Below are 24,576 nucleotides of genomic sequence, written 5' to 3' on the forward strand. Positions count from 1 at the left end.
TACGCGCAGCCGCGGTCATGCCGCCAGGCTCAGCAAGGCCAGCAGGTCCGCGGTCACCACCCGGTAGGCGTTACCCAGCCGCAGCACCTTGCACGGGTACTGGCCACGCTTCGCCAGCTCGTAGCCCTTACTCCGTCCCAGCCCCAGCGCTCGGTTACCGGTCTCCAGGTCAACGGCGGCCGGGAGGGCCACCAGCTCCTCCCGGCTCATGCCCTTCGTCCGGCCGGTGATCTCGTTGTCGCGCATGCGGCGTCACTCCATGGCTACAGCCGTCGGCGAACGTGGCGTTCACGTCCGTCTCCAGGCGTGAGATCTACTGTGACCAGAGCTACTGTGTTGTCATGACACAGCGCCGTTTGCATCCTGGATACGACGAGGACGACGTCCCTGAGTGGGCGGATCAGGTGATGGCCACCGTGGCCGGCGAGGTCCGCCGCCGGAGGAAGGAGCTGGGCATGAGCGCGCAGGACCTGGCCGACGCCTGCGAGGAGATCGGCTACCCGATCCCCCGCAACGTCATCGCCAACATGGAGTCCGGCCGCCGCGCCACCCTCCCCCTGGTCGAGGTCATGGTCCTGGCCAAAGCCCTGCACACGTACCCGATCTGCCTGCTCTACCCGCTCGGCTACGTGGAGGAGGTCCAACGGCTGCCGCTCCGGCACTCCGAGCCGACCTGGGAGGCCATGCACTGGTTCACCGGCGACAGGCCGGACGACTTCGGCATGGAGGCCGAGATGCTCCGCAACTACCGCGCGCACGCCAGCCACCAGCGGGCCGCCATCGCCGCTATCGCAGGCGAGAAGCACGAACGGTGGAGATTCGAGAAAGCAGCCAACCCCACCGAGCGCGAAGAGGCCCTGCTCGCCCATGAGGAATACGCCGAGCGCGCCGCCCATGCCAAAGAGCGGCTCCGCAGCGCCCGCGCCTTCATCCGCGAAGACGGCGGCACACCACCAACCCTCCCACCCGAACTCGCCGACCTCGACACACCCGAAACCCCCAACACCACCGAGGAGAATGAATTTTGAAGGGCTCCACCTACCGCCGCTGTTCCTGCCGCGACCCGAAGACCGGCAAGGAACTCGGCACCTCCTGCCCCAAGCGCAACAGCAGGAACCACTGCACGTACTCCATACGGCAGGAGCTACCGCCCCGTGAGGACAGCAGCCGACGGTCCTTCGCGCGCGGCGGGTACACCAGCCTCAAGGCGGCCCAGGCCGACCTCGACCACATACGCGCGCTTCTGGGCCTCGTCGAGTCGGACGACCCCGAAGGCACGGAGCTGATTGCCGCCATGCTGTCGGAAGTCAGCAGGGAGAAGGCTTCACTGCCGGATGTCGAGGAGACGAGGCGGCGCCTCAACGCCGGCCAGGACCTCATCGGCAGCCTGACGGTGAGCGAATGGCTCGACCGGTGGCTAGAGGGCAAGCGGATCCGGAAGTCCGGCCTGAACCGCTACGAGACCGACATCCGCGTACACCTCAAGCCGCACATCGGGAACCGACGCCTCGACCGGCTGCGTGTGAGCCACCTCAGCGACATGTTCACGGCCATAGCCGACGCCAACGCCGAGATCCTGGAGCAGAACGCCCAACGGCGTGCGGTGGTCGAGGAATTGGCGACCGTGCCGTGGAAGGGCGCGGAGCACCGCGCCCGTCGCAAGGCGATGAAGGCCGCGATCGACGCGATGCCGCCCTTCTGCCGCGTTACCGGGCCTGCCACGCGTCTGCGCGTCAAAGCCACGCTGCGGGCTTCACTGAACGACGCCATCAGCCAGCAGATCCTCACCTTCAACCCGGCCGCCCACGTCGAACTCGACCCCGTGCGCAAGCCGAAGGCGCTCGTGTGGACGGACGAGCGGGTCGCCAAGTGGCAGCAGACGGGCGAGAAGCCGTCGCCCGTGATGGTCTGGACACCCAAACAGACCGGCGCCTTCCTCGACTTCGTCGCCGAGGACCGGCTGTACGCGATGTGGCACCTGATCGCCTTCCGCGGCCTGCGACGGGGCGAGGCGTGCGGGCAGCCGTGGTCTGAGACCAATCTCGACACCCACTCACTCACGGTCTCCTCGCAACTCGTGCAGGACGGCTGGGAGGTGGAGACCTCGGACCCCAAGACCGACAGCGGCTTTCGCGTGGTCGCGCTCGATAACGACACCGTCAACGTCCTCAAGCGGCACCGAGAACGGCAGGATGCGGACCGCGAGGAGTGGGGCTCAGCCTGGGTGGAGACCGGTCATGTCTTCACCCAGGAGGACGGCTCTTGGCTCCACCCCGGCAAGGTGACCGACCTCTTCGAGCGTCTCGTCGCCGCCTCCAGCCTCCCGCCGATTCGGCTGCACGACCTGCGCCATGGCGCGGCCACCCTCATGCTGGCCGCCGACATCGACATCAAGATCGTGTCGGACACCCTCGGGCACAGTGACACCCGGATCACCCGGGACATTTACCAGAGCGTCCTGCCCCACGTCGGCAAGAACGCCGCCGAGGCGACCGCCAAGCTGGTCCCCCTCCAGCGCAAGGCCGAGGAAGAGAAGGCCGCCCGCAAGGCCGCGAAGGCCGCCAAGAAGGCCAAGGCCAAGAAGAACGGCAAGGGCGGAAGCAAGCCGAGGGACAAGGCGAACCCCGATGCCAAGTCCGAGAAGAAGAGCGGCGAGAAGGCCAGGCGGAAGTAGCCCAAGAAGTAGGCCACCAGACTGCTCCGCTCACGCATCGCTCACGCAAGCCATCCCGCGGCACCCCGGCCGTGCGCCCCGCCATGCCCCGAGCAGCACAAAACCCCAGGTCACGGGCAATGTGACCTGGGGTTTCAACTGAGCCGCCTTCGGGATTCGAACCCGAGACCTACGCATTACGAGTGCGTTGCTCTGGCCAACTGAGCTAAGGCGGCGTGTTGCGCGGCCCAGTCTACACAGGAGCGGGGGGTGCTCTGTACTCGGTTGATGCGGGGTCCGGTGGGGGGTGGGGCGGGTGTGGGGCGGGTGTGGGGCGGGTCACGTGCAGCGTTTGCCCTTGGCGGGTGGGGTGCCTTCCAGGAGGTAGGTGTTGATGGCGGTGTCGATGCAGTCGCTGCCCCGGCCGTAGGCGGTGTGGCCGTCGCCGACGTAGGTCAGCAGGGTGGCGCTGGAGAGCTGGGCGGCCAGGCCCTTGGCCCAGGTGTACGGGGTGGCCGGGTCGCGGGTGGTGCCGACGACCACGATCGGGTCGGCGCCCTTGGCCTCGATGCGGTGGACCGTGCCGGATGCCTTGACCGGCCAGTACGCGCAGTTCAGCGCCGACCAGGCGAAGTTGTCGCCGAAGACCGGGGAGGCCTTGCGGAAGGCGGGCAGCGCGGCTTCCACCTGGTTCGGGCCGGTGAAGGCGCCGGGGAGGTCCAGGCAGTTGACGGCCGGGTTGGCGAACATCTGGTTGGCGTAGTGGCCCGAGGCGTCGCGCTCGTAGTAGCTGTCGGACAGTGCGAGCAGTTCGCGGCCGCTGCCTGACTGGGCCTGGGCGATGGCCTCGCGCAGCATGGGCCAGGCGCCCTGGTCGTACATCGCGGCGATCACGCCCGTGGTCGCGAGGGACTCGGTGAGCTTGCGCTCCTGGCCGGTCTCCACCGGGTGGGAGTCCAGCTTTTTGAAAAGTGCGGAGAGCCGTCGGCCGGCGTCCTGGGCGTTCTGGGTGCCGAGCGGGCAGTCCTTCTTCTTCACGCAGTCCGTGGCGAACGCCGTGAAGGCGGTGTTGAAGCCGGCGGTCTGGTCGACGTTGATGGCGCGGGAGTCCAGCATCGGGTCCATCGCGCCGTCGAGGACCAGGCGACCGGAACGGGTCGGGAACAGGCCGGCGTAGGTCGCGCCGAGGAAGGTGCCGTAGGAGGCGCCCACGTACGTCAGCTTCTTGTCGCCCAGGATGGCGCGCAGCACGTCCATGTCGCGGGCCGCCTCGATGGTGGAGACGTGCGGCAGCAGCTTGCCGGAGCGGGCCTCGCAGCCTTTGGCGAAGTCGCGGTAGGCGGCGACGAGCGTGTTGATCTCGGCGGGGTCGTCGGGGGTGGTGTCGGTCTGGGTGAAGCGGTCCATCTGACGGTCGGTGAGGCATTCGATCGGGTCGCTGCGGGCCACCCCGCGCGGGTCCATGGCGACCATGTCGTACCGCGCCCGGACCGCGGCCGGCTGCGGCGCGTACTGCTGGAGGTAGTCGATCGCCGAACCGCCGGGGCCGCCCGGATTGACCAGCAGCGAACCGAGCCGCTGCCCGGGGCCGGTGGCCCCCTTGCGGGCCACCGCCAGCTTCAGGTCGGTGGCCGGGTCGGGCTTGGCGTAGTCCAGGGGGGCCTTCATCGTCGCGCACTGGAAGCCCGCCACGCCGCAGTCGTGCCAGCTCAGCTTCTGGTCGTAGTACGGCCGGAGGTTGGCCGGGATGGCCGTGGGCAGCGGCTGGAGCGGGGCGACGGCGGCCGCCGGGCGGTCGGCGCCGGCCTCCGTCGAACGGCCCGGGGAACCGGCGTCACCCGGGGACGACGTCCCCGACGAGCAGCCGGAGATCAGCAGGGCGAGGGCCGCGGCGGCAGCGGTCGCGGCGGCGGTGGTGGAGCGGAACGGGCGGCTGGACGGCATGGCGGTCCCTTGGTGTCGATCCCCGGTAGGGGTGTTCCCGGTGGTGGCCTGCGGGGCGTTCCTGGTGGCGGCGGCTCCTCGGGGGTTCCTTGGCCGGGCTGCTTGGGGGCTTCTTGGCGGGGCTCCTTGGTGGGGTGGGTGCCGGGGCGGGTGGGGTGCGGTTACGGGGCCGGGCCCGGTGCCCGGGGCCCCGGTGTCTCGGTCCCGACTACGGCAGCCACCTACGGAGCGTATCCATAGATGAACGATGTGTGCGCGACGGTCGGCGGCGGTGGCGGACGGTGCGCTGGTCAGCCGGCTCGGAGCGCGACCGTCATGGCCTCGACGGCGAGCAGGGGTGCGACGTTGCGCCCGAGGGCTTCCCGGCAGGCGATCACCGCTTCTATGCGGCGCAGGGTGCCCTCGGCCGTGGAGGCGGCGGCGATGCGTCGGAGGCTGTCGCCGACCTCGTCGTTGGCGAGGGGGACGGCGGCCCCCATCTGGACGGCGAGCACGTCGCGGTAGAAGCCGATGAGGTCGACCAGGGCAAGGTCGAGGCTGTCGCGCTGGGTCCGGGTCGAGCGGCGCTTCTGCCGGTCCTGGAGTTCCTTCATGGCGCCCGCGGTGCCCCGGGGCAACCGTCCGCCGGTGCCGGCCGCGGCGCCCAGGGCCGCGCGCAGCTCCTCGGTCTCCTTGACGTCGACCTCCTCCGCGACCTGCTTGGCGTCCTCTCCGGCGGCGTCGATCAGCTCCTGGGCGGCCTTCAGGCAGCCGCCGATGTCGTCGATGCGCAGGGGGAGCTTCAGGACGGCCGCCCGCCGGGACCGGGCCCGCTCGTCGGTGGCGAGCCGGCGGGCCCGGTCGATGTGGCCCTGGGTGGCGCGGGCGGCGCGGTCGGCCGTCTGCGGGTCGATGCCGTCGCGCCGGACGAGGATCTCGGCGACCGCCCCGACCGGGGGCGTGCGCAGCGTCAGGTGGCGGCAGCGCGAGCGGATGGTGGGCAGGACGTCCTCGATGGAGGGGGCGCACAGCAGCCAGACCGTACGGGGGGCGGGCTCCTCGACGGCCTTGAGCAGGACGTTGCCGGCGCCCTCGGTGAGGCGGTCGGCGTCCTCCAGGACGATCACCTGCCAGCGGCCGCCGGCCGGCGAGAGCGAGGCCCGGCGGACCAGTTCACGGGTCTCCTTGACGCCGATGGAGAGCAGGTCGGTGCGGACGATCTCGACGTCGGCGTGGGTGCCGACCAGCGTGGTGTGGCAGCCGTCGCAGAAGCCGCAGCCGGGGGCGCCCCCGAGGGCGCGGTCCGGGCTGACGCACTGCAGGGCGGCCGCGAACGCCCGGGCGGCGCTGGCCCGGCCGGCCCCGGGCGGGCCGGTGAACAGCCAGGCGTGCGTCATCTGGGAGGCGCTGCTGCGCTCCGGTGCGCCGGCCTCCTGCGGTGCGTCGCCGGCCGTCGACCGCTGACCGGCGCGCTCGGCCGCCACGAGGGCGTCCGCATCGCGTGCGGCCGCGGCGAGCTGCTCCGTCACCCGGTCCTGGCCGACCACGTCGTCCCATACCGCCATCGCTGCTGCCGTCCTGTCCGCTCGCCTGTGGTGCGGGAGGGGTGCCCTGGGGCGCGCCCTCGCCGCGGGTGCTGCTCGTGTCACCGCACGGCGCGCGGCGACGACCGCACGGCCCCGCGGCCGGTCCCGGACCGCGGCGTACGACCGTGGCCGGGTGCCCGCAGGTGCCGCGCCGACCGGTCGGCGTGCCCCGCCCGCCCGGACGCGGCCGCGTCGACCCGCGCCCTCCCCATTGTGGTGCAACCCGCTGACAATCCCGCCCGCCCGGGGCGTCGCCCGCGCGGGCGACGCCCCGGGCGGGAACGGCCGTGGCCGCAGCGCGAGGGCTGCGGCCACGGCCGTGCGTGCCGGTGCTGTGCCCCGGTCCGGGTGGCGTCAGCCGCGCCGGCCCCGGCGGCGGCCGTTCCCGCCCGGGCCCCGGTCGGCGTCCTCGTCCGCGTGCGGCCCGAGGAGTTCGTCGGCGAGGGTCGGCAGGTCGTCCAACGGCGTCTCCTCCGCCCACTCGGGGCGGGGGCGACCGCTTCGCGGGGGCTGGGCCGGGCGGCCCGTCTCGGGGTCGACCTGCGGGAGTTCACGGGTCCGCTCGGCGCCGCCGTCGGCCGCACCGTGCTCCGCGTCCGTGCCGTTCTCCCGGGCGAACATCCACGGCGGCACCCGGTCCGCCGGGGCGTCCTGGCGGAACGACGGCAGTACGGCGGTCTCCTCGGAGTCCGCGCCGCCCGTCCGGTGGGCGTCGTGGGCGTCGTCCCTTACGGACGGCAGGACCGCCGTCTCGTCCGCCGGACCGTGCGCGTCGCGCGGCTCGGGGCGGGGCAGCGCCGCCGTCCGCTCGGCGTCCCGCTCGGCGCCGGAGGGAGCGGCGGAGGGAGCGGCGGAGGGAGCGGCGGAGTCGGAGCCGCTCCCGGAGGCGGCGTCCGAGGGGCCGTCCTCCTCCGCCATCCGCTTCCGCAGCTGCGTCACGTCGGTCTCCGCGGTCGGCGCCTCCGCCGCCTCGGCAACCTTCGCCTCGGCCTTCTCCGCCGCCGCGGCAGCCGCGGCGGCGGCCGCGACCCGGGCCTGCTCGGCGCGCAGCAGCGCCTCCTCGGCCTTGCGCTGCTTCTCCAGGCGGCGCTCCTCGGCCTCCCGGCGCAGCCGCGCCTCCTCCTCGTGCTGCTTGCGCAGCCGCTCCTGCTCGGCCAGGCGGGCCTGCTCCTCCGCCTCGCGGCGGCGACGCTCCTCCTCCGCCGCCTGGCGGGCCTCCTCGGCGCGCTTGCGGGCCTCCTCGGCCTGCCGGGCGGCCTCCTGGGCCTTGGCCTCCTCGGCCTCCTGCCGCTTGCGCTCCTCCTCCTCGGCGCGCAGCTTGGCGAGCTGCTCCTCGCGCTCCCGTTCCCGGCGCTCCTCCTCGGCCTTGCGCGCGGCCTCTTCCTCGGCCTTGCGGCGGGCCTCCTCCTCGGCCGCCTTGCGGGCCTCTTCGCGGGCCTTGACCTCGGCCTCGGACAGCGGGAGCACCTGGTCGAGCCGGTGCCTGAGGACGGTGGTGACGGCCTCCGGCTCCTGGCCGGCGTCGACGACCAGATAGCGGGCGGGGTCGGCGGCGGCCAGGGTGAGGAAGCCGGTCCGGACCCGCTCGTGGAACTCGGCGGGCTCGGACTCCATGCGGTCCGGGGCCTCGGTGAAGCGCTCGCGGGCCGCGTCCGGGGCGATGTCCAACAGGACGGTCAGGTGCGGGACCAGGCCGCCGGTCGCCCAGCGGTTGATCCGGGCGATCTCGGTGGGCGCGAGGTTGCGGCCGGCGCCCTGGTAGGCCACCGACGAGTCGATGTAGCGGTCGGTGATGACCACGGCGCCGCGCTCCAGCGCGGGCCGCACGACGCTGTCGACGTGATCGGCACGGTCCGCCGCGAACATCAGCGCCTCGGCCCGGTCGGAGAGCCCCGAGGTGGACACGTCCAGGATGATCGACCGCAGCCGCTTGCCGATGGCGGTGGCGCCCGGCTCGCGGGTCACCACGACCTCGTGGCCCTTGCTGCGGATCCACTCCGCCAGCGCCTCGACCTGGGTGGACTTGCCGGCCCCGTCGCCGCCCTCCAGGGCGAGGAAGAAACCGGTGGCCGCGGTGGCCTGCGCCGGGTCGCCGCCGCTGACCGCCTCCCGCAGGTCGTGCCGGAGCGGGACGCCCTGCCGGTCGTCGGTCTTGCCCAGCACCCAGGCGGCGACCGGCAGCAGCAGCGCGCCGACCAGCATCAGGGTGTACGCGGCCCCGCCGTGCGCCAGGACGAAGGCGCCGCTGCCCACCTGGTGCGGGCCGATCAGCCCGGCCAGCAGGGGCGCGACGATGGCGGCCAGCCCGATGGCCAGCCGCACCACGGCCTGGAGGTGCTCGGTGGTCCGGGCGGTGCGGGACTCCTCGGTCTCCTGGTCCAGCAGGACGTGGCCGGTGTTGGCGGCGACGCCGGCGCTGAGCCCGGCCAGCAGCGCGAGCAGCAGCACCGTGGTGGTGTCCGGCACCAGCCCCATGGCGAGCAGCAGCAGGCCGGTGGCGGCGACCGCCAGGGCGAGCAGCCGGCGCCGGGAGAAGCCGGGCAGCACCTTCTGGGCGCCGCGGACGCCGAGGGCGGTGCCGCCGGTCAGGGCGAGCACCAGCAGGCCGTAGGTGGCCGGCCCGGCGCCCAGGTCCACGGCGTGCAGGACGCTGAGCGAGGCGGCCGCGGCGAGCGCGGCGGCCACTGCGGCGCAGGCCAGCACCAGCAGCGGGATGGCGCCGGTGCGGCCCTTCTCGGGGGCGGTGCCGTTCTTGGCCGTGGCCGAGGCCGAGGTGGTCTTCGGGCGGCGCAGGCCCTCCAGTGGGGAGCGCGGCCGCGGCGTCTGCCCACCGGGCAGCTCGATGAAGTAGAGGATCGAGATGGACGCGGCGAACAGGCCGGCCGCGACGTACGAGCCGAGCGCCGCCTGGTGGAGGTGGAACCACTCCACCCCGGTGCCCAGCAGCTTCCCGACGAGCGCGCAGAGCACCAGTGCGGCGGCCGCGATCGGCAGCGCGACGAAACCGGTGCGCAGGAAGAGCCGGCGCAGCGCGTCCATGTTGTCGGGCAGCGGCCGGATCGCGGCGCCCTCCGGGGGCGGGGCCGGCAGCAGGGCGGGCGCGGTGCTCTCCCGGGCGACGGTCCAGAAGCGCTCGGCGACGCCGGTGACGAAGACCGTCACCAGCAGCCAGGCCAGGGCGTTGCCGGGCGTCCAGTCGATCCACAAGGGGGCGATGACCAGCAGCGCGAGCCGCAGCCCGTCCGCGGCGATCATCGTCCAGCGGCGGTCCAGCGGCCCGTCCGGCGCCGTCAGTGCGGACAGCGGCCCCAAGAGGACCGCCCCGAAGAGGAGGGTCGCCAGCATCCGCACGCCGAAGACCGCGGTGACCGCGAGGGCGGCGCCCCGATAGCCACCGCCGAACACGGCCTGGCCCCCCAGCGGTACGTACAACGCCGCTTGGAGGGCGAGGAGTACCAGGACCAGCAAGGACAGGGCATCGCCGACACCCCCGACGAACTGGGCGCTCCACAACCGCTTCAGTGGGGGGAAGCGGAGCAGGGCGCGCACGGCGCGCTCGCGGGAGTCGGCTGCGAGGGCGTCTGCGGTGGGGGTCACGACCGTTGGCTGCTCGGCACGCGTCATCCCGCCAGCCTATCGGGACGGGACACTCCACCGGGCGCCCACCCGAACAAACGGGCGGATGCACCGGGGCGCGAAAGGGCGGGCCGGCGGAAAGGTGTCCGCCGGCCCGCCCTCCTCCCGCGCCGGATCGGGCCGGCGCGGGCCGTGCTGCTACTCCTCGGCCGACGCGGCGGTCTTCTTGGCCGCCGCCGTGGCCGCGGTCTTCTTCGCCGTGGTCTTCTTGGCGGTCGTCTTCTTGGCCGCCGTCTTCTTCGCGGTGGTCTTCTTCGCCGCGGTCTTCTTGGCGGCCGCCTTCTTGGCCGGCGCCTTCTTCGCGGTGGTCTTCTTCGCCGGCCCCTTGGCCCGCTTCTCCGCCAGCAGCTCATAGCCGCGCTCGGGCGTGATCGTCTCGACGTCGTCGTCCCGCCGCAGCGTCGCGTTGGTCTCGCCGTCGGTGACGTACGCGCCGAACCGGCCGTCCTTGACCACCACCGGCTTGCCGCTGACCGGGTCGGTGCCCAGCTCCTTCAGCGGCGGCTTGGCGGCGGCCCGGCCGCGCTGCTTGGGCTGTGCGTAGATCACCAGCGCCTCGTCGAGGGTGATCGTGAAGAGCTGCTCCTCCCGCTCCAGGGAGCGCGAGTCGGTGCCCTTCTTGAGGTACGGCCCGTAGCGGCCGTTCTGCGCGGTGATCTCCACGCCCTCGGCGTCGGCGCCGACGACGCGCGGCAGCGACATCAGCTTCAGCGCGTCCTCAAGCGTCACGGTGTCCAGGGACATCGACTTGAAGAGCGAGGCGGTGCGCGGCTTGACCGCGTTCTTGCCGGTCTTCGGGGTGCCCTCGGGCAGCACCTCGGTGACGTACGGGCCGTAGCGGCCGTCCTTCGCCACGATCTGGTGCCCGGACTGCGGGTCCATGCCCAGCTCGTAGTCGCCGCTCGGCTTGGCCAGCAGCTCCTCGGCGTAGCCCACGGTCAGCTCGTCGGGCGCCAGGTCTTCGGGGACGTCGGCCCGCTGGTGGCTCTCCTCGTCCTTCTCGCCGCGCTCGACGTAGGGGCCGTAGCGGCCGACCCGCAGGGTGATGCCGCTGCCCACCGGGAACGACGAGATCTCCCGGGCGTCGATCGCGCCGAGGTCGGTGACCAGTTCCTTCAGGCCGCCGAGGTGGTCGCCGTCGCCGTTCCCGGCGTCCGCGGCGCCGCTCTCGCCGGCACCGGTGGCCTCGCCGAAGTAGAAGCGCCGCAGCCACGGCACGGCCTGCGCCTCACCGCGGGCGATGCGGTCGAGGTCGTCCTCCATCTTGGCGGTGAAGTCGTAGTCGACCAGCCGGCCGAAGTGCTTCTCCAGGAGGTTGACCACGGCGAAGGAGAGGAACGACGGGACGAGCGCGGTGCCCTTCTTGAAGACGTAGCCGCGGTCCAGGATCGTGCCGATGATCGACGCGTACGTCGACGGGCGGCCGATCTCCCGCTCCTCCAGCTCCTTGACCAGGGTGGCCTCGGTGTAGCGGGCGGGCGGCTTGGTGGCGTGGCCGTCGGCGGTGATCTGCTGGGCGGCCAGCGCGTCGCCCTCGGCGACCTGCGGCAGCCGCCGCTCGCGGTCGTCCAGTTCGGCGTTCGGGTCGTCGGCACCCTCCACGTACGCCTTGAGGAAGCCGTGGAAGGTGATGGTCTTGCCGGACGCGCTGAACTCGGCGTTCCGGCCGTCCGCGGCCTGTCCGGCGATCTTGACGGTGACGGAGTTGCCGGTCGCGTCCTTCATCTGGGAGGCGACGGTCCGCTTCCAGATGAGCTCGTACAGCCGGAACTGGTCGCCGGTCAGCCCGGTCTCGGCGGGCGTGCGGAAGCGGTCGCCGGAGGGGCGGATCGCCTCGTGCGCCTCCTGCGCGTTCTTGACCTTGCCGGCGTACGTGCGCGGCTTGTCCGGCAGGTACGCGGCGCCGTACAGCTGCGTCACCTGCGCCCGGGCCGCGGCGACGGCGGTGTCCGAGAGCGTGGTGGAGTCCGTACGCATGTAGGTGATGAAGCCGTTCTCGTACAGCTTCTGCGCGACCTGCATGGTGGCCTTGGCGCCGAAGCCGAGCTTGCGGCTGGCCTCCTGCTGGAGGGTGGTGGTGCGGAACGGCGCGTACGGCGAGCGGCGGTAGGGCTTGGACTCGACCGAGCGGACCGCGAACGCGGTGTCCGCCAGGGCGGCGGCCAGCGACCGCGCGTTCGCCTCGTCCAGGTGGAGCACGTCGTTGTTCTTGAGCTGCCCGTTGGGGCCGAAGTCGCGGCCCTGCGCGACGCGGCGGCCGTCGACGCTGTTCAGGCGGGCGGTCAGCGTCGAGGGGTCGCTGGCGTCGCCGGCCCGCCCGGTGGAGAAGGTGCCGGTCAGGTCCCAGTACTCGGCGGAGCGGAAGGCGATGCGCTCGCGCTCCCGCTCGACGACGAGCCGGGTCGCCACCGACTGCACCCGGCCGGCGGACAGCCGCGGCATGACCTTCTTCCACAGCACCGGGGAGACCTCGTAGCCGTAGAGGCGGTCGAGGATCCGGCGGGTCTCCTGGGCGTCGACCAGCTTCTGGTTGAGGTCGCGGGGGTTGGCGACGGCCTCGCGGATGGCGTCCTTGGTGATCTCGTGGAAGACCATCCGGTGGACCGGGACCTTCGGCTTGAGGATCTCCTGGAGGTGCCACGCGATGGCCTCGCCCTCGCGGTCCTCATCGGTGGCGAGGAAGAGTTCGTCGGACTCGGCCAGCAGCGCCTTGAGCTTCTTGACCTGGTCCTTCTTGTCGCTGTTCACGACGTAGATCGGCTGGAAGTCGGCGTCGACGTTCACGCCGAGGCGGGCCCAGGGCTCGCCCTTGTACTTCGCCGGGACCTCGGCCGCGCCGTTGGGGAGGTCGCGGATGTGCCCGACGCTGGCCTCGACCACGTAGCCGGGGCCGAGGTAGCCCTTGATCGTCTTCGCCTTGGCAGGCGACTCCACGATGACGAGTCGGCGGCCGCCGCCCTCTGCGGTCTCGCTGGTCGGGGACAACTTCGCTCTTCTCTCCGGTCGACGCTGGGGATCCTCCCGGGCCGGACGCCCGGGGCGCACTGCGGTGACGCTTGACGCTGCGGAGTGTGACGGTACCTCCCGCCCCCGTGTCAAACGGAAAAACCCCGCAACGCCACTCGAACGGTAACCCGACTACATGCCTTCGTGCCGCCCCGACCGCTCCGACCCCTCCCCCACGGCCCTCCGGCAGCGGCCCGTGGATCACGGCCCGCGGTGGGCCCCGCGGCCCCCGCGGACGGCCGGTCACCCGCTCCTGCCTGGCCCTGATTCCGCTGCGTGACCACCCGGTGCGTCCCGCCGTTCGGCCGTCGTCGGCCACGGGGCCGGACGGCGCCCGCGAAGTCGCTCCCGTTGGCGTCATCACCGTGATACGGCGGGTGAGCGGGCTGGCAGGATGGAAGCGGCACGGCCCGCGGGCGGCCGGCTGCCGCCGTCATCACGATCCCTCGGGGGGAACCACACCCATGGCGCACCAGTACCCCGGACCACCTCCGGAACAGCCGCCGGGCCAGCCCGGCCAGAACCCCTACGCCGCTCCCGAGGGCGGGTCGCCCGCCGGGGCGGGCTACGGCTATCCGCAGGCCGGCGGCTCCGGCGCGTCCGGTTACGGCTATCCGCAGGCCGGCCCGCCGCCCGCGCCCGGTTTCCCGCCCGGCACCCCGCCGCCGCCTCCGCCCGGTGGCTTCCCGGGTCAGCAACCGCCGGTCGGCGGCATGGCGCTGTCGCTCGGCGACATCGCGGTCAGCGGCGACACGATCATGACCCCGGCCGGTTCGATGCCGCTGCGGGGCGCGGTCTGGACGGCCACCGACATGTCGCGCACGGAGGAGAAGATCCCCACGCACGCGGTCGTCCTCGCCATCGTCTTTTTCTTCTTCTGCCTGCTGGGGCTGCTCTTCCTCCTGATGAAGGAGCGCACCACGACCGGCTTCGTCCAGGTCACGGTGAACAGCCAGGGCCGGCACCACGCCACGATGATCCCCGTGCAGTCCCGCGAGCAGGTCATGTTCGTCCTCAACCAGGTCCAGTACGCCAGGTCGCTGAGCGTGTGAACCCCGACGAGCCCCTGGGGCCCGGGCCCGCCGACCCGACGTCCCCCGGCGGCCCCGTGCCGCCGGGGGGACCCGTGCCGTCCGGCGGGTTCGTGGAGCCGCACGCCGGGGCCGCCGCCGACCCCGCGGCCGTCCGCCGGCGCACCCTGCGCCGGGCGTCGCTCGCGCTCGGCGTCGCCGCGCTGGGCGCCGGCTACCTCTGGCACACCGACCCGCACCAGCCCGGCCAGCTGCTGCTCCCCTGCCCGTTCCGCCTGCTGACGGGGCTGCTCTGCCCGTTCTGCGGCGGGACGCGGATGGCGTACGACCTGATGCACGGCGACGTCGCCACGGCCTTCCACGACAACGCCGCCCTGCTCGTCCTCGGCGTGCCCGCCCTCGCCTACGTCCTGGTGCGCTGGCTGGTCGCCGGGGTGCGCGGGCGGCACCTCCCCCTGAAGCTGACCGCCCGCGGCAATGCCGTGGTGCTCGGCACCGCCGCGGTGTGGATGGTCGCCCGCAACCTCATCGGCTGACGGCCGACGGGCCGGACGTCAGCGGACGGTGACCTGCACGACCGGGGAGAGGGTGCTCCCCGACGCGATCCGCAGCTCGTTGACGCCCTTGATGCCGAGCTTGACGCGTATCGCGTAGCTGCCGTTGGCATTGACCGGCGCCTGGGCCGGCAGCGACACCCACTTCTTGCCCTGCTTCTGCTGCACCGTCACCTTGGTGCCCGCCTTGATGCCCTTGGCGGCGCCGGTGATCCGGAATTCCTGCCAGGCCTTGACCGTGGTGGCGCTGGTCTTGGCGGTCAGCGTCGCGGTCGCGGGCGCGGTGGCCACGACCGGGGCGGGCGTGTGGACGACGTCCTGCGCGGCGAAGGCGACGGCCGAGCCGCCGGCGAGCAGGGCGACGGTGGCCGCGGCGACACCGGCGTAGCGAAGTGCACGGTTCATGTCGGATTCCTCACTGATGGGCCAATGAGCTGGTGGTTGACCTTCTTTGAGGAATACGGGCCGCTGCGACCGGAGGTTCCCCTTCCGCGACCGAAACCGCCGAATTCTCCGAACCTGGCCGGAACTGAACGTCCCTGCCCGTCAGGGCCGTTGTCCCCTCACCACGCACCCAGCAGCCGGCACCCCACCGCCAGGAACCCCGCCCCGGCCAGCAGCGCCGTCACCGTCCCGGCCACCCGGCCGTACCCCACCGCCACCGGCTGCCCGGTCCGTACGCAGAGCGCCGCCCACAGCAGCAACCCGCCACCGAACAGCGCGAACGACGCGCCCGCGAATGCCTCCGGCCCACTGTCCATGCCGGCAGCCTGACAGCCCCGTACGGCAGCGGGACGAACGCCGCGTGAACGACGCCCGCCGCCGCCCGCCGGACGCCTCAGCCGACCGGTTCCAGGAAGCCCTGCTCGACCAGCATCCGGATCGCGGCCGGTGTACGGTCCCGGAGCAGCACCGGGTCCTCGCCGACGAGCTGCGCGATGGCGTCCAGGATCCGCCCGGCGGGCAGCGACCCGTCGCAGACGCCCGCGAAGCCGGCGCCGACGGTGTCCACCTTCGTGGCCCGGCGCATGCCGCGGTTCTGCCGCAGCACCACGTGCTCCGGGTCCTCCGCACCGGGCAGCCCGACCTGCTCCTGCACCACCTCGTCGGCCAACCGGAAGTGCCCCGCCAGCAGCGCCGCGTCGTCGGTGGCCCGCAGGTAGTCCTGCCGGTCGAAATGGCGCAGCACCGCCTCGCCCAGGGGCTGTTCGACCGGGTGCGGCCACTCCTCGACCGTGACGGACGGGTCCGCGGCACCGGACTTGCGCAGCGTGATCCAGCCGAAGCCGACGGCCTTGGTCTTGTGCGCCTCGAACTCGTCGAGCCAGGCGTCGTACCGCGCCGCGTACTCCTCCTCGCCAACGCGGTGGTCGCCGCCGTCGCGCAGCCACAGCTCGGCGTACTGGGCGACGTCCTGCACCTCGCGCTGGACGATCCAGGCGTCGCAGCCGCGCGGCACCCACGAGCGCAGCCGGTCCTGCCACTCCTCGCCCTCGACGTGCTGCCAGTTGGCCAGCAGCTGGCAGAACCCGCCGTCGTTGAGGTGCGCGGCGGCCTGCTGGACCAGGGTGCGGCACAGGTCGTCGCCGCCCATCCCGCCGTCCCGGTAGGTGAGCCGGGCGCCCGGCGAGATCACGAACGGCGGGTTGGAGACGATCAGGTCGTAGGTCTCCTCGCCCGCCGGCGCGAAGAGCGAGCCCTCGCGCAGGTCCGCCGGCCGGGCCCCGGAGAGCGCCAGCGTCAGTGCGGTGATCCGCAGCGCGCGGGGGTTGAGGTCGGTGGCGGTGACCCGGGTGGCGTGCTGCGCCGCGTGCAGCGCCTGGATGCCGGAGCCCGTGCCGAGGTCGAGTGCCGTGGCGACCGGGCGGCGCACGGTGATCCCGGCGAGCGTCGTGGAGGCCCCGCCGACGCCGAGCACCAGCTCGGCACGGTCCGCCCCCGCCGCGCCCCGGATGCCGCCCGCCCCGCCGACCGCGCAGCCGAGGTCGGAGACGACCCACCAGTCCTGCCCGTCGGGGCCGCCGTACGGCCGCACGTCCACCGTGGCGCGCACCGCGTCGCCGTCCGGCACCAGCCACCCGTCGGCGAGGCAGTCCGCCACCGGCAGCACCGCGGCCGCCTGCGCCCGGGGCACCGACCGTTGCAGCAGGAACAGCCGCACCAGGGTCTCCAACGGCCCGTCACCCCGGGTGGCGCGCAATGCGGGAACGGTCTCGCTGCGGGCCAGCGCGGCGTACGCGGGCGCGCCGAGCAGCTCCAGCAGCCCGTCGGCGGTGAAGGCGGCGGCCAGCAGCGCCTCGCGCAGCCGGCTGGTGCGGGCGCTGCTCTCGGGGTCCTGGGCATCTGCGGTGGGGAGGTGCGTTGTCACCCCTCCATTGTCGGTCCTGCCACCGACAATCGGCGACGGCCCGGCGCCACGCCCGTCTCGGGCGCGTCGCCGGGCCGTCGCCCGCGACCGTGACCGGGCCGGGGGAGCCCCCGCGGTCCGGCTCCCGCGCTACGCGCTCTTGGACGGCGCCGCGGACGGCCCGCCGGACCCGCCCTGGTTCTGGCAGCCCTTCTGACGGCCCATCGCCTTGCCCACGTCGCCGGCTTCCAGCTTCTTGAAGGCCTGCTCGCTCTTGGCGTTGAGCTTGTTGATCCCGTCGGAGAGCTTGCGCAGCCCGTCCGCGAACTTCAACTTGTCGCCGGTGTCCAGGGCGTCCACCTGCTTCTTGAGGTCCTGGTACCCCGCGGAGAGGGAGTTGAGTTCCTTGACCGCGTTCTTCTGCGCCTGGTCCCCGCCCTCGCTCGGCGGTGCCCCGGCCTTGTCCAGGGACTTGGCCAGCTGCGCGTACGCGTCGGAGATCTTCTGGAAGGCCGCCGAATCGGTCTGCTGGACCTTCTTGGAGTCCGTGTTGCCGCTGTCGGCCGTCTGCATGGCCGCGTTGGCGTCCTGGATCTGCTTGAACGGAGCCTGCGCGGGGTCGCAGAACGACTTCGCCCAGTTGTCGAGCTTGTCAGTGTTGTCGCTGCTGCAACCGGTCAGCGCGAGCAGGACTGCAGCACCGCCGGACAGGGCAGCCACGAGCTTCTTGTTCACCGGATTGGTCCCTTCCATGGCTCTCGGCCCCGGAACATACACGTCCAAACGGCCTGGTCCATGGGTCGGGCATCGGCCCCGGCCCGCATTGCAGCCATTTGCACCAAGGACCGCGGCGCCGTCCGAGCACGCCGCGGGCGGGTGTCCGGCGCGTGCAAGAAGCGCCGTACACCCGCCCGTTGAGCGGTCTGCGGGCCGGTCGGGCGGCCCTTCCCGTCAGGACGCCACGGCCGTCTCGGTCGACTTGGCGACGTTTTCGGGATCCTCCGAGTTGTTGTCTTCGTCACCCACGGCGATTCCGCGCCGCTTGGCGACGTAGACCGCGCCGACGATGACGCCGATCGCCAGCACCGAGGCCGCGACGCGCACCCCGAGGCTCTTGTCCTGGCCGTACGAGAACTTCACCACGGCCGGTGCGATCAGCAGCGCGACGAGGTTCATCACCTTCAGCAGCGGGTTGATCGCGGGGCCCGCAGTGTCCTTGAACGGGTCGCCGACGGTGTCGCCGATGACCGTCGCGGCGTGCGCCTCGCTGCCCTTGCCGCCGTGGTGGCCGTCCTCGACCAGCTTCTTGGCGTTGTCCCACGCGCCACCGGAGTTGGCGAGGAAGACGGCCATCAGCGTGCCGGTGCCGATCGCGCCGGCCAGGAACGAACCGAGCGCCCCGACGCCGAGCGAGAAGCCGACCGCGATGGGCGTGAGCACCGCCAGCAGCCCCGGCGTGGCCAGTTCGCGCAGCGCGTCCTTGGTGCAGATGTCGACCACCCGCCCGTATTCGGGCTTCTCGGTGTAGTCCATGATCCCCGGCCGCTCGCGGAATTGCCGGCGCACCTCGAACACCACCGCTCCGGCCGACCGTGACACCGCGCTGATCGCCAGCCCGGAGAACAGGAAGACGACCGAGGACCCCAGGATCAGCCCCACCAGGTTGTTGGGCTGCGAGATGTCCAGGCTCAGGCCCAGCCCACCGGCCGCGTGGCCGACGTCCCGCACGGCGTTGGCGATCGCGTCCCGGTACGAGCCGAACAGCGCGGAGGCCGCGAGCACCGCGGTCGCGATGGCGATGCCCTTGGTGATGGCCTTGGTGGTGTTGCCCACCGCGTCCAGGTCGGTCAGCACCTGCGCGCCGTCCCCGGTGACGTCACCGGACATCTCGGCGATGCCCTGCGCGTTGTCGGAGACCGGACCGAAGGTGTCCATCGCGACGATCACCCCGACGGTGGTCAGCAGGCCGGTCCCGGCCAGTGCCACCGCGAACAGCGCCAACGTGATCGAGGCACCGCCCAGCAGGAACGCCCCGTAGACCGCCAGGCCGATCAGCACCGCCGAGTAGACGGCCGACTCCAGGCCGATCGAGATGCCCGAGAGGACGACGGTGGCCGGGCCGGTCAGCGAGGTCTTGCCGATGTCCCGGACGGGCCGCCGGTTGGTCTCGGTGAAGTAGCCCGTCAGCTGCTGGATCAGGGCGGCCAGCACGATACCGATGGCGACCGCGACCAGGGCGAGCATCCGCGGATCGCCGCTGCGCCCCAGGATCTCCGGGTCGTTCACGCCGCTCAGGTCCTGGTAGCGCGACGGCAGGTAGCTGAAGACCGCGGCGGCCACCAGGACCAGCGAGATGCCCGCGGAGACGAAGAAGCCGCGGTTGATGGCGGTCATCCCGCTGCGGTCCCGCCGCCGGGGCGCCACCACGAAGATCCCGACCATCGCGGTGAGCACGCCGATCGCCGGCACCAGCAGCGGGAAGGCGAGCCCGGCGTCGCCGAACGCCGCGGTGCCCAGGATGAGCGCGGCGACCAGCGTCACCGCGTACGACTCGAAGAGGTCGGCCGCCATGCCGGCGCAGTCGCCGACGTTGTCGCCGACGTTGTCCGCGATGGTGGCGGCGTTGCGCGGGTCGTCCTCCGGGATGCCCTTCTCGACCTTGCCGACGAGGTCGGCGCCGACGTCCGCGGCCTTGGTGAAGATGCCGCCGCCGACCCGCATGAACATCGCGATCAGCGCGGCGCCGAGGCCGAAGCCCTCCAGCACCTTGGGGGCGTCCACCGCGTACACGAGCACCACGCAGGACGCACCGAGCAGCCCGAGGCCGACGGTGAACATGCCGACGACGCCACCGGTGCGGAAAGCGATCTTCATCGCCTTGTGCGCGACCGCCGTAAGATCCTTTTGCTCTGTCGCGCCTTCGTCCGGAGTGGCTTCCCGAGCCGCAGCCGCCACACGCACATTGCTGCGCACCGCGAGCCACATGCCGATATAGCCGGTGGCCGCCGAGAATGCCGCACCGATCAAGAAGAAGACGCTGCGCCCGGCCCGCTGGCTCCAATTCTCCGCGGGCAGCAACATGAGCAGGAAGAACACGACGACGGCGAATACGCCGAGGGTCCGCAACTGCCGCGCCAGGTAGGCGTTTGCGCCCTCCTGCACCGCCGCCGCGATCTTCTTCATACTGTCGGTACCCTCACCGGCCGCGAGCACCTGGCGCACCAGCACCGCCGCGACCGCCAGGGCGGCGAGGGCGACGACGGCGATCACCAGCACGATGCCGCGGTTGCCCGCGGTGAGTGAGGGTGCGGCCAGAAAAGTGGGGGTGTCCATCAACTGAGGGGTATAAGGCCCCGCCATTCGTCCTCCTTGACGTTATGGCACATGGGCGCGCGGAAGCACGCTCAGGCGTCCTGAGCAAGATGCTGACGGATTGTAGGGAGCCATGGTTGATCAAAACAGGGCGCCGCAAAGGGAATTCGCCTGATCCCCGCGAAGATCGAAAGGCAGAGGGTTCAACGAATTCGCCCGGACGGAGGAAGCCCAGGAATTCGCTGACTCCTGACCGATGATCTCCATTTCCTACTGATCCCGCTGCTCAACGACCCCGCACACCGGCTCGCTCCGACCGTGACCACCGTGAAATCGGAGGGAATTGAGCCGCGGACCGCCCCTCGGGAATCACCACGCAGGCCCCACCGGCCCCTTCCGCACCTTCCAGGCCGCAGTGACAGCCCGTCAGATCCCGACCGGATCACGTCACCCACCCCGCCGCCGACCGCCCGGGACGAGCCCGCTCGCCTCCGGGACACATAACCACCGGAGAACCTGGGCACCGCCGCCCCGCACGGTCATCAGCACCACGGGGCCCGCGCCGCCGCACGAAGCCCGGCACCCGGCGCTCACCGCACGCGGACGCGCCGCGCACCCGGCCACCCCGCGCGGGCGGCACTCGGACACCGCACCGGAAACGGGGACCCGGCATCACGGAAGCAGGACACACCCCTGAGCACGCGAACGCTCAACGCCGCGGCCAAGCGGGAACACAACAGCTGAGGCAGGAACGCCACAGCTCAAAAACACGAACGGCGCCCTGGGAGACTCCCGAAAACCGAAAACACCCGCACGACGACGGGCTCGCCACCCACTACGGACGAGGACCGACCACTGCGCCCTCCGCCCGGCCGGCGTACGCGTACCGCCCTACGGCAGGACGGGTGCCGGGTGCGCGGGCCAGCTCATCCTGATCCGCCCGCCGTTCTCACCGGCGGACACCTCGACGTCGTCGACCAGCCCGCTGATGACCGCGAGGCCCATCTCGTCCTCGCCCTCGGCGTCGTTCTCCCCGACGCCCTCGGCCTCGCCGCCCGCGCCGGCCCCGCCGGAGCCGGGAACCTCGTCGCCCACCTCGATCGAGAACGTCTTCTCGTCCTCGACCAGCACCACGCGCACCGGCGCCGTGATGCCGTGGCTCTCGTGCAGCCCCACGGCCCGGCTGCACGCCTCACCGACGGCGAGCCGCACCTCGTCCAGCACGGCCTCGTCCACCCCCGCGCGCCGTGCCACGGCAGCCGCGACCAGACGCGCGGTCCGGACGTGCTCGGGAAGGGCGCTGAAGCGCAGTTCGACGGTGGCCATGCCATCCCCCTCGTGATGCGGGCGTGCAACGCGGGGGGGCCGGACGAAAGCGTCCGGTACCCCCCACTCCTTCCACCCCCGCGCCCACGGCGCGGGGGACCGGCCAACCGTCAGTCAGTTGCTGCGACGGCTTCGTCGACCGAGGTGTGGATCGGAAACACCTTGGTCAGACCGGTGATACGGAAGATCTTGAGAATGCGCTCCTGGTTGCAGACCAGGCGCAGCGAACCCTCGTGGGCACGCACCCGCTTGAGCCCGCCAACCAGGACGCCGAGCCCTGTGGAGTCCAGGAAGTCGACACGTTCCATGTCCACCACGAGGTGGTAGCTTCCGTCGTTCACAAGCTCGACCAGCTGCTCACGCAGCTTGGGCGCGGTGTATACATCAATCTCGCCACCGACCTCGACGACCGTACGGTCGCCAACGGTCCGGGTCGACAGGGACAGGTCCACGGATCCTCCAGCACCTTGCTATCGAGCGGTCGCCCCCCTGGGGCCTCCCCACCGAGGTAGGGGCGGATCGGCAGCCGCCATGGCATTCAATCACTTACCAGCAGGCGTGCACGACGCCTTGTCAGCATTGTCCGTCACACCGGTGACACACTCGGTGCCGATGGCCTCCAATCGACTCCCGCCGGATCCGGGCGCGCGCACTTCCCCAGGCATGATTCTCGACCGTCTGGCCCGGGGCGCGACCCGCGCTGCGCGCATCACTCATACGGAGCACTTGCCCCCGCGCATCGGCACCCATGCCGACTGGCCGGCACGGATCCGGCCGGAAGTGATCGGTGCCATCCGTTCGGCCGGAATCGATCGCCCCTGGGCCCACCAGGCACGCACATCCGAACACGCACTGCGCGGGGAATCGGTCGTGGTCGCCACCGGCACCGCCTCCGGGAAGTCGCTGGCCTACCTGGCGCCGGTGCTCTCCACGCTCCTGGACGGCTCCGAGGCGCCCAACGGCCGGGGGGCCACGGCCCTGTACCTGGCACCCACCAAGGCCCTGGCGGCCGACCAGCGGCGGGCCGTGCGCGAACTGGCCGCCCCACTCGGCACGGCCGTCCGGCCCGCCGTCTACGACGGTGACACCCCGGTCGAGGAACGCGAGTGGGTGCGCCAGTACGCCAACTACGTGCTGACCAACCCGGACATGCTGCACCGCGGCATCCTCCCGGCCCACGCCCGCTGGTCCTCCTTCCTGCGCGCGCTGCGCTACGTCGTCATCGACGAATGCCACGCCTACCGCGGCGTCTTCGGCTCCCACGTCGCCCAGGTCATCCGCCGACTGCGCCGGGTCTGCGCCCGCTACGGAGCGGAGCCGGTCTTCCTGCTGGCCTCCGCCACCGCCGCGGAGCCGGCCCAGGCGGCGTCCCGGCTCACCGGGCTGCCGGTGGCCGAGATCACCGAGGACGCCTCGCCGCGCGGCGAGGTGGTCTTCGCCCTCTGGGAGCCGCCGCTGACCGAACTCCACGGCGAACAGGGCGCGCCGGTCCGCCGCACCGCGACCGCGGAGACCGCCGACCTGCTCACCGACCTCGCCGTCCAGGGCGTGCGGACGGTCGCCTTCGTCCGGTCCCGGCGCGGTGCCGAACTGATCGCCCTGATCGCGCAGGAGCGGTTGGCGGAGGTGGACCGCTCGCTGCCCGGGCGGATCGCCGCGTACCGGGGCGGTTACCTGCCGGAGGAGCGCCGGGCCCTCGAACGCGCCCTGCACGGCGGGCAGCTCCTCGGGCTGGCCGCCACCACCGCCCTGGAACTGGGCGTGGACGTCTCCGGCCTCGACGCCGTGGTCATAGCGGGCTATCCCGGCACCCGTGCCTCCCTGTGGCAGCAGGCCGGCCGGGCGGGCCGCGCCGGACAGGGCGCGCTGGCCGTCCTAGTGGCCCGCGACGACCCGCTGGACACCTATCTGGTGCACCACCCCGAGGCACTGTTCGACCAGCCCGTCGAGTCGACGGTGCTCGACCCGGACAACCCGTACGTGCTCGCGCCGCACCTCTGCGCGGCGGCCTCCGAACTTCCGCTCACCGAGGCCGACTTCCCGCTCTTCGGACCGGAGACCGCCGGACTGCTGCCCCAGCTGGAGGCCGCGAACCTGCTGCGTCGGCGGACCGCCGCCTGGTACTGGACGCGCCGCGAGCGGGCCGCCGACCTCACCGACATCCGCGGTCAGGGCGGCTCGCCCGTCCAGGTCGTCGAGGTCGGTACCGGGCGGCTGCTGGGCACCGTCGACGCCGCGGCGGCGCACACCACCGTCCACGACGGGGCGGTCCACCTCCACCAGGGCCGCAGCTATCTCGTCCGGCACCTGAACCTGGCGGACGACGTCGCGCTCGTGGAGGCGGCCAATCCGCCCTACTCCACGACGGCCCGCGACACCACGGCGATCTCGATCCTGGAGACCGACACCGAAGTGCCCTGGGGGGACGCCCGGCTGTGCTTCGGTTCCGTGGAGGTCACCAACCAGGTCGTCTCCTTCCTGCGGCGCAAACTGATCACCGGTGAGGTCCTGGGCGAGACCAAGCTCGACCTGCCGCCCCGTACGCTGCGCACCCGCGCGGTGTGGTGGACGGTCACCGAGGACCAGCTCGACGCCGCCCGGGTCAACCCCGAGCAGTTGGGCGGTGCCCTGCACGCCGCCGAGCATGCCTCCATCGGCATGTTGCCGCTCTTCGCCACCTGCGACCGCTGGGACATCGGCGGCGTGTCCGTGCCCCTGCACCCGGACACCCTGCTGCCCACGGTCTTCGTCTACGACGGCCACCCCGGCGGCGCGGGCTTCTCCGAACGCGCCTTCCACACCGCCGCCGACTGGCTCGCCGCCACCCGCAGCGCCATCGCCGCCTGCGAGTGCGACGCCGGCTGCCCCTCCTGCATCCAGTCCCCCAAGTGCGGCAACGGCAACGACCCGCTCCACAAACGGGGCGCCATCCGACTGCTGGGGGAACTGCTGCGCGGGGCACCGGACGACCCGACCGGCACACCGCAGGACGGCTAGGGTCGCGCACCGGCCGAGGAGGCGCGGGCACCCGGCGCCGCCGACCGGTCCCGCCCGCCCGGTTCCCGTTCGCCAGGCGCCCGCCCGCAGGCCCGGCCGGGTGCCCGCCCCCATCCCGCCCCGGAGGACGTGCTGCCAGTCGGACGTTCCGGGGCACCGGACGGTGTCCCGGACCGGGCATCCGGCGCGGGCCCGCCGGCCGCCC

The 24,576-nt window shown here is 72.5% G+C and carries 17 protein-coding genes and 1 tRNA gene; 5 read left to right on the forward strand and 13 right to left on the reverse strand.

Going from position 1 to position 24,576, the window contains the following annotated elements:
* Positions 1 to 15: 15 nt before the first annotated feature.
* Positions 16 to 246, reverse strand: a complete 231-nt coding sequence (locus ABD385_RS27240) for a hypothetical protein (RefSeq protein ID WP_344580950.1) — start codon at positions 244 to 246, stop codon at positions 16 to 18.
* 95 nt (positions 247 to 341) lie between these two features.
* Here ABD385_RS27240 and ABD385_RS27245 point away from each other — a divergent pair, with 95 nt between their 5' ends.
* Positions 342 to 1,028 (forward strand): helix-turn-helix domain-containing protein, encoded by a 687-nt coding sequence (locus ABD385_RS27245; RefSeq protein ID WP_344580952.1) that lies wholly within the window; start codon positions 342 to 344, stop codon positions 1,026 to 1,028.
* Positions 1,025 to 2,674 carry a tyrosine-type recombinase/integrase gene (locus ABD385_RS27250; protein WP_344580955.1) on the forward strand — a complete coding sequence of 550 codons (1,650 nt, stop codon included), beginning with the start codon at positions 1,025 to 1,027 and terminating at the stop codon, positions 2,672 to 2,674. Before ABD385_RS27245 ends, ABD385_RS27250 begins: the two co-directional genes overlap by 4 nt.
* Before the next feature lie 141 nt (positions 2,675 to 2,815).
* Here the strand turns inward: ABD385_RS27250 and ABD385_RS27255 are convergent.
* The 5 genes from ABD385_RS27255 to topA form a co-directional block, all read right to left on the reverse strand.
* Positions 2,816 to 2,889, reverse strand: a tRNA-Thr gene (locus ABD385_RS27255).
* A 103-nt stretch (positions 2,890 to 2,992) separates the two neighbouring features.
* Positions 2,993 to 4,597, reverse strand: coding sequence for an alpha/beta hydrolase (locus ABD385_RS27260; RefSeq protein WP_344580957.1), 1,605 nt, complete (start codon positions 4,595 to 4,597; stop codon positions 2,993 to 2,995).
* 290 nt (positions 4,598 to 4,887) lie between these two features.
* Entirely contained in the window at positions 4,888 to 6,141 is a 1,254-nt protein-coding gene (locus ABD385_RS27265) for a DNA polymerase III subunit delta' (protein WP_344580959.1), read from the reverse strand.
* 375 nt (positions 6,142 to 6,516) lie between these two features.
* A complete protein-coding gene (tmk, locus tag ABD385_RS27270; RefSeq protein WP_344580961.1) occupies positions 6,517 to 9,786 on the reverse strand; it encodes a dTMP kinase in 3,270 nt (1,089 codons plus the stop codon).
* 150 nt (positions 9,787 to 9,936) lie between these two features.
* Positions 9,937 to 12,783 carry a type I DNA topoisomerase gene (topA, locus tag ABD385_RS27275; protein WP_344580963.1) on the reverse strand — a complete coding sequence of 949 codons (2,847 nt, stop codon included), beginning with the start codon at positions 12,781 to 12,783 and terminating at the stop codon, positions 9,937 to 9,939.
* 485 nt (positions 12,784 to 13,268) lie between these two features.
* On the opposite strand from topA, the gene ABD385_RS27280 reads away from it, so the two are divergent.
* Together ABD385_RS27280 and ABD385_RS27285 are read left to right on the forward strand one after the other, a co-directional pair.
* Positions 13,269 to 13,856, forward strand: coding sequence for a hypothetical protein (locus ABD385_RS27280; RefSeq protein ID WP_344580965.1), 588 nt, complete (start codon positions 13,269 to 13,271; stop codon positions 13,854 to 13,856).
* Complete coding sequence (locus tag ABD385_RS27285) at positions 13,853 to 14,371, forward strand: DUF2752 domain-containing protein (RefSeq protein WP_344580966.1); 519 nt, start codon at positions 13,853 to 13,855, stop codon at positions 14,369 to 14,371. The genes ABD385_RS27280 and ABD385_RS27285 overlap by 4 nt, the downstream gene beginning before the upstream one ends.
* Before the next feature lie 18 nt (positions 14,372 to 14,389).
* Here the strand turns inward: ABD385_RS27285 and ABD385_RS27290 are convergent, their stop codons facing one another.
* The 7 genes from ABD385_RS27290 to bldG all read right to left on the reverse strand — a co-directional run bounded on the left by ABD385_RS27290 (position 14,390) and on the right by bldG (position 21,826).
* Positions 14,390 to 14,794 (reverse strand): hypothetical protein, encoded by a 405-nt coding sequence (locus ABD385_RS27290; protein ID WP_344580967.1) that lies wholly within the window; start codon positions 14,792 to 14,794, stop codon positions 14,390 to 14,392.
* Positions 14,795 to 14,952: 158 nt separating this feature from the next.
* Positions 14,953 to 15,150 carry a hypothetical protein gene (locus ABD385_RS27295; RefSeq protein WP_344580969.1) on the reverse strand — a complete coding sequence of 66 codons (198 nt, stop codon included), beginning with the start codon at positions 15,148 to 15,150 and terminating at the stop codon, positions 14,953 to 14,955.
* 77 nt (positions 15,151 to 15,227) lie between these two features.
* Positions 15,228 to 16,757 carry a DUF7059 domain-containing protein gene (locus ABD385_RS27300; RefSeq protein ID WP_344580971.1) on the reverse strand — a complete coding sequence of 510 codons (1,530 nt, stop codon included), beginning with the start codon at positions 16,755 to 16,757 and terminating at the stop codon, positions 15,228 to 15,230.
* Positions 16,758 to 16,886: 129 nt separating this feature from the next.
* On the reverse strand, positions 16,887 to 17,471 hold the full coding sequence (locus ABD385_RS27305; RefSeq protein ID WP_344580973.1) for a small secreted protein: 585 nt from the start codon (positions 17,469 to 17,471) through the stop codon (positions 16,887 to 16,889).
* 216 nt (positions 17,472 to 17,687) lie between these two features.
* A complete protein-coding gene (locus ABD385_RS27310) occupies positions 17,688 to 20,096 on the reverse strand; it encodes a sodium-translocating pyrophosphatase (RefSeq protein ID WP_344580975.1) in 2,409 nt (802 codons plus the stop codon).
* Between the two features lie 843 nt (positions 20,097 to 20,939).
* Positions 20,940 to 21,374, reverse strand: a complete 435-nt coding sequence (locus tag ABD385_RS27315) for an ATP-binding protein (RefSeq protein WP_344580977.1) — start codon at positions 21,372 to 21,374, stop codon at positions 20,940 to 20,942.
* 110 nt (positions 21,375 to 21,484) lie between these two features.
* Complete coding sequence (gene bldG / locus ABD385_RS27320; protein WP_004571875.1) at positions 21,485 to 21,826, reverse strand: anti-sigma factor antagonist BldG; 342 nt, start codon at positions 21,824 to 21,826, stop codon at positions 21,485 to 21,487.
* A gap of 79 nt (positions 21,827 to 21,905) precedes the next feature.
* Here bldG and ABD385_RS27325 point away from each other — a divergent pair, with 79 nt between their 5' ends.
* Positions 21,906 to 24,371 carry a DEAD/DEAH box helicase gene (locus tag ABD385_RS27325; RefSeq protein ID WP_344580979.1) on the forward strand — a complete coding sequence of 822 codons (2,466 nt, stop codon included), beginning with the start codon at positions 21,906 to 21,908 and terminating at the stop codon, positions 24,369 to 24,371.
* The last annotated feature ends 205 nt before the right edge of the window (positions 24,372 to 24,576 follow it).

The organism is Streptomyces lunalinharesii, from assembly GCF_039532155.1.
Classification (GTDB): domain Bacteria; phylum Actinomycetota; class Actinomycetes; order Streptomycetales; family Streptomycetaceae; genus Streptomyces; species Streptomyces lunalinharesii.

What these genes read in the sequence shown, in the direction of transcription:
- ABD385_RS27325 (WP_344580979.1), top strand. Translation starts at nt 21,906, where the DNA reads ATGGCATTCAATCACTTACCAGCAGGCGTGCACGACGCCTTGTCAGCA.
- ABD385_RS27290 (WP_344580967.1), bottom strand. Translation starts at nt 14,794, where the DNA reads ATGAACCGTGCACTTCGCTACGCCGGTGTCGCCGCGGCCACCGTCGCC.
- ABD385_RS27240 (WP_344580950.1), bottom strand. Translation starts at nt 246, where the DNA reads ATGCGCGACAACGAGATCACCGGCCGGACGAAGGGCATGAGCCGGGAG.
- ABD385_RS27260 (WP_344580957.1), bottom strand. Translation starts at nt 4,597, where the DNA reads ATGCCGTCCAGCCGCCCGTTCCGCTCCACCACCGCCGCCGCGACCGCT.
- ABD385_RS27265 (WP_344580959.1), bottom strand. Translation starts at nt 6,141, where the DNA reads ATGGCGGTATGGGACGACGTGGTCGGCCAGGACCGGGTGACGGAGCAG.
- ABD385_RS27315 (WP_344580977.1), bottom strand. Translation starts at nt 21,374, where the DNA reads ATGGCCACCGTCGAACTGCGCTTCAGCGCCCTTCCCGAGCACGTCCGG.
- ABD385_RS27245 (WP_344580952.1), top strand. Translation starts at nt 342, where the DNA reads ATGACACAGCGCCGTTTGCATCCTGGATACGACGAGGACGACGTCCCT.
- ABD385_RS27310 (WP_344580975.1), bottom strand. Translation starts at nt 20,096, where the DNA reads ATGGCGGGGCCTTATACCCCTCAGTTGATGGACACCCCCACTTTTCTG.
- ABD385_RS27295 (WP_344580969.1), bottom strand. Translation starts at nt 15,150, where the DNA reads ATGGACAGTGGGCCGGAGGCATTCGCGGGCGCGTCGTTCGCGCTGTTC.
- tmk (WP_344580961.1), bottom strand. Translation starts at nt 9,786, where the DNA reads ATGACGCGTGCCGAGCAGCCAACGGTCGTGACCCCCACCGCAGACGCC.
- ABD385_RS27280 (WP_344580965.1), top strand. Translation starts at nt 13,269, where the DNA reads ATGGCGCACCAGTACCCCGGACCACCTCCGGAACAGCCGCCGGGCCAG.